Raw genomic sequence first — 3,056 nt, forward strand, 5'->3', positions numbered from 1 at the left:
ACCCGTTCCCATACCGAACACGGAAGTTAAGCTCTTTAGCGCCGATGGTAGTTGGGGGCTTCCCCCTGTGAGAGTAGGACGTCGCTAGGCACCTGGAAAAGTCGAGGATTTATTCCTCGGCTTTTTTTTCTGTGAAAATAAATAATCCATTGACCTTTGGAAAACAAAAGTTATATTGTTACTTTCAAATCAAAGGGAGGCAGTGAAGTATTTTCTAAGGAAATGTTAAAAGATTAATGTACAAGCTCCAGTGGCACCGACAAGGGAAGGTATACATGTGCTGGAGGATATTAGATAAGTAAAAGTCTTTAAAAAACGCTTATACAATATATGCCGTCACGAAAAAGACGCTAAAACACATCGAACGAAACCAACTATACGCGATGGTAACAGTAGCGTAGCCCTATTTGCTATATGCACTGGATAGGGAGGGGTAATGGTATACCCCAACCTTGAGAGCTGTTCAAAACAGAAATGGATTGCGAACGCTTAGTTACTCAGGAATCCCGTCTGATTTTAGTCAGTTTGTCCCTTTAGGGGTGGGAGTCTCAAATGTACTTATGCTTAATGACAAGTCAATCGGCCAAAATTCACGCCTTTAAACACCATCACTTCGATTGGTAAGTATATTTTGTATCCTGATTGTTCAAATCGAATCAAAACATTACCAGAGTACTCGCTGAATGCGAGTGATAGACTTTTTCGTAGTGATGATATATATCTTTTTACGACCGTAGAATTAGGGTTCCCTAGTGCAATATCGGGCCAAAGATGAATTAATATTTTTGGCTTGAAATAGGTTGTTCTTGATTTTTAAGAAGAAAGGCTAAGAGTTCTGCTTCTTTTAAACTTAATTTGATTTCATTTTCTCTAGTAATTAAACAGTTATGATGTGAATATAGATTAAGAATACAGCACAGATTTTCATGCGTTTTTTCCAAAGCAATATTAATGGAGTCATCCTTTTCTTCGCGTTGTTGCTTTGTTAACGCTCGCCGTTCATTGCTTAGTTCTTTATACTTTTCGATAAACAACGACCATTCTTTGTTTTTATCAAGTGATTCGGCATGGTCAAATTGTTCCTTTGCACGACGTACTAAGCCAATTTTACTATAGGCATACCCCATTAAAGCAGATAATTTAATTTCTTCCTCCTCTGAAATCCCTTGATCTAACGCTTCATTCGCATAAAACAAAATCGCTTCCCATTTTTTAAAATTGGAGTTTATAAAGGCAAGTCTATAGTGAATTTCTGGATGGTCAGGTGTGAGATCAATTACTTGCTTTAATAGTCTCTCAGCTCTTTGCATATTACCGAGGAGAATTTTTTCATTCCTTGCTTGCTCAATTAATAAATTAGCTTGTTGTTCAGTATAGTGAGCAAAGTTAAAGTGATCTACCCGTCTTAAATCATTATATAGACTAATGCCTTTTTCATACCATTCGTCCGTATCGTTTTCCTCAGATTGCCATATTGTTTGTCTTTCTAGTAAGGCCATTTTTGTTAATGACATCTTCATTCCCCCAAGCTATTGTCATCATCCAATTTTCTAAAGCTGTATAATCTTTTTTATCAACCCATTTTCGTGTTATATTTTTTTGCGTTCGTTTAAAGCACTTTTCTTTGATATCACGAATTTCTGTAGCGTGTGTTTCTAATAAAAACGCCATTTTTAATGTATCTTCATGAATTTTATGCTGACACCATCCCTGTTTGGATGTTGCAAGTAGTTCAGCACCAGTAAAGCCATCATATACAACTTTCCAATCATAGTTCAACTTTATATCTTGGAAATAACGTTGCTTTACAGCTACAAACCATGCCGCCATAAATGGTCCTGCAAATTGAAAGCGAGGTGATTTTTTTAGGTGACCGTTACAGCCGGCGTATGTAGCAATACCAGCTAAGTTTGCTGCTTTTACAAAGCGAGCCATATTATACTCTAATTGAAATGTATTTATCCGGAATCCGTAATTGCGACATGTGAAAAATCTCCAGTACTGATGATAAGCTGCTGCATCAATCGAAAATGGATCTCCGCCAGCTGTTAAAATCTTTTTCATTTTAATAGTAGGCATTTGGTTTACTAGAATTTCAAGTCCATGTTCGCCATGCATGATAAATGGGATATTTAATTGATTCAGTACAAACTGTACATCCTTAACATCATTTTTTTTATTGCATTTTGAGAACAATAATACATTGTCTTTAACTTTGATAAATAATCCTCGCATTATCAATGCCTCTGCTACTTTTTCTGTTGCTGTCATTAACTCTAAATTTAATATATTCATATTGCCATCTCCCTTTTGTGTTCTTAATCCAATTGTAGCCAAGAGCAGGTTACGACTTTGTAACCGGAAGCAACTAAGTAGAATGCCAGTGATCTCAAAGCATTAAAAGAAACTAAAAAAGTGAAGTAGTAAAAATCACAAGTGTAGCGTAACGAAACAACACGTAACAAACTAAATGCGCTCATTCAGCTGAGCAAGTCCGATAATGTCGATATTAATTATCGATAACTTCTTAGGCAAATAAAAGATTATGAGATTTATGATTCGCCGATGATGGATGAACAAATGATACAAAATTTTGTAGAACCGGCTACAGGGAAAATAATAAAAGGTGCCTTAAAATACAGAGTCATTTATAATGTTGACAATGAAAAAGAAGACTAAAAATGTGGATAGGGTTTGTTATCATTTATATAGTAAGTTTCTCAGTGAAATGAAAAACTATATTTTTTTTAGAAAAAGTGTTGACCTTTTTAAATTAAGGGTGTAATATTATACAAGTCGTTAAGACAGCTACTAAAAAACAATTATCTTAAATAAATTAGTTGTTGACATCTAGCGAACGACATGATATTATATAAGAGTTGCTACTGAGAAAGTGGTAACGAAATGAACCTTGAAAACTGAACAAGCAAAACGTAATCAATATAGTTTTTAGTAGCTAATCTTGAGTTAGTGAACGAAACAAAATTTTGGACATCAAACATGATGCCAGCAAAACAATTTGAGCTAATCAAATTTCTTTTTATGGAGAGTTTGAT

General features: G+C 34.9%; 2 protein-coding genes and 1 rRNA gene. 1 reads left to right on the forward strand and 2 read right to left on the reverse strand.

Annotated elements, in window-relative coordinates; genetic code table 11:
- Positions 1-90 (forward strand): 5S ribosomal RNA (rrf, locus tag ACMZ42_RS26830); the annotation flags it as partial.
- 686 nt (positions 91-776) lie between these two features.
- Here rrf and ACMZ42_RS26835 read toward each other — a convergent pair.
- Entirely contained in the window at positions 777-1,514 is a 738-nt protein-coding gene (locus tag ACMZ42_RS26835) for a tetratricopeptide repeat protein (RefSeq protein WP_415733388.1), read from the reverse strand.
- A complete protein-coding gene (locus tag ACMZ42_RS26840; RefSeq protein WP_415733389.1) occupies positions 1,462-2,295 on the reverse strand; it encodes a hypothetical protein in 834 nt (277 codons plus the stop codon). The genes ACMZ42_RS26835 and ACMZ42_RS26840 overlap by 53 nt, the downstream gene beginning before the upstream one ends.
- Positions 2,296-3,056 lie beyond the last annotated feature (761 nt).

The sequence above is a fragment of the Lysinibacillus sp. NPDC056185 genome, assembly GCF_047737915.1.
In the GTDB taxonomy this organism is placed as follows: Bacteria; Bacillota; Bacilli; order Bacillales_A; family Planococcaceae; genus Lysinibacillus.

Excerpts from the sequence above, each read along its gene's own strand:
- ACMZ42_RS26835 (WP_415733388.1), bottom strand. The coding sequence starts at position 1,514 with ATGTCATTAACAAAAATGGCCTTACTAGAAAGACAAACAATATGGCAA.
- ACMZ42_RS26840 (WP_415733389.1), bottom strand. The coding sequence starts at position 2,295 with ATGAATATATTAAATTTAGAGTTAATGACAGCAACAGAAAAAGTAGCA.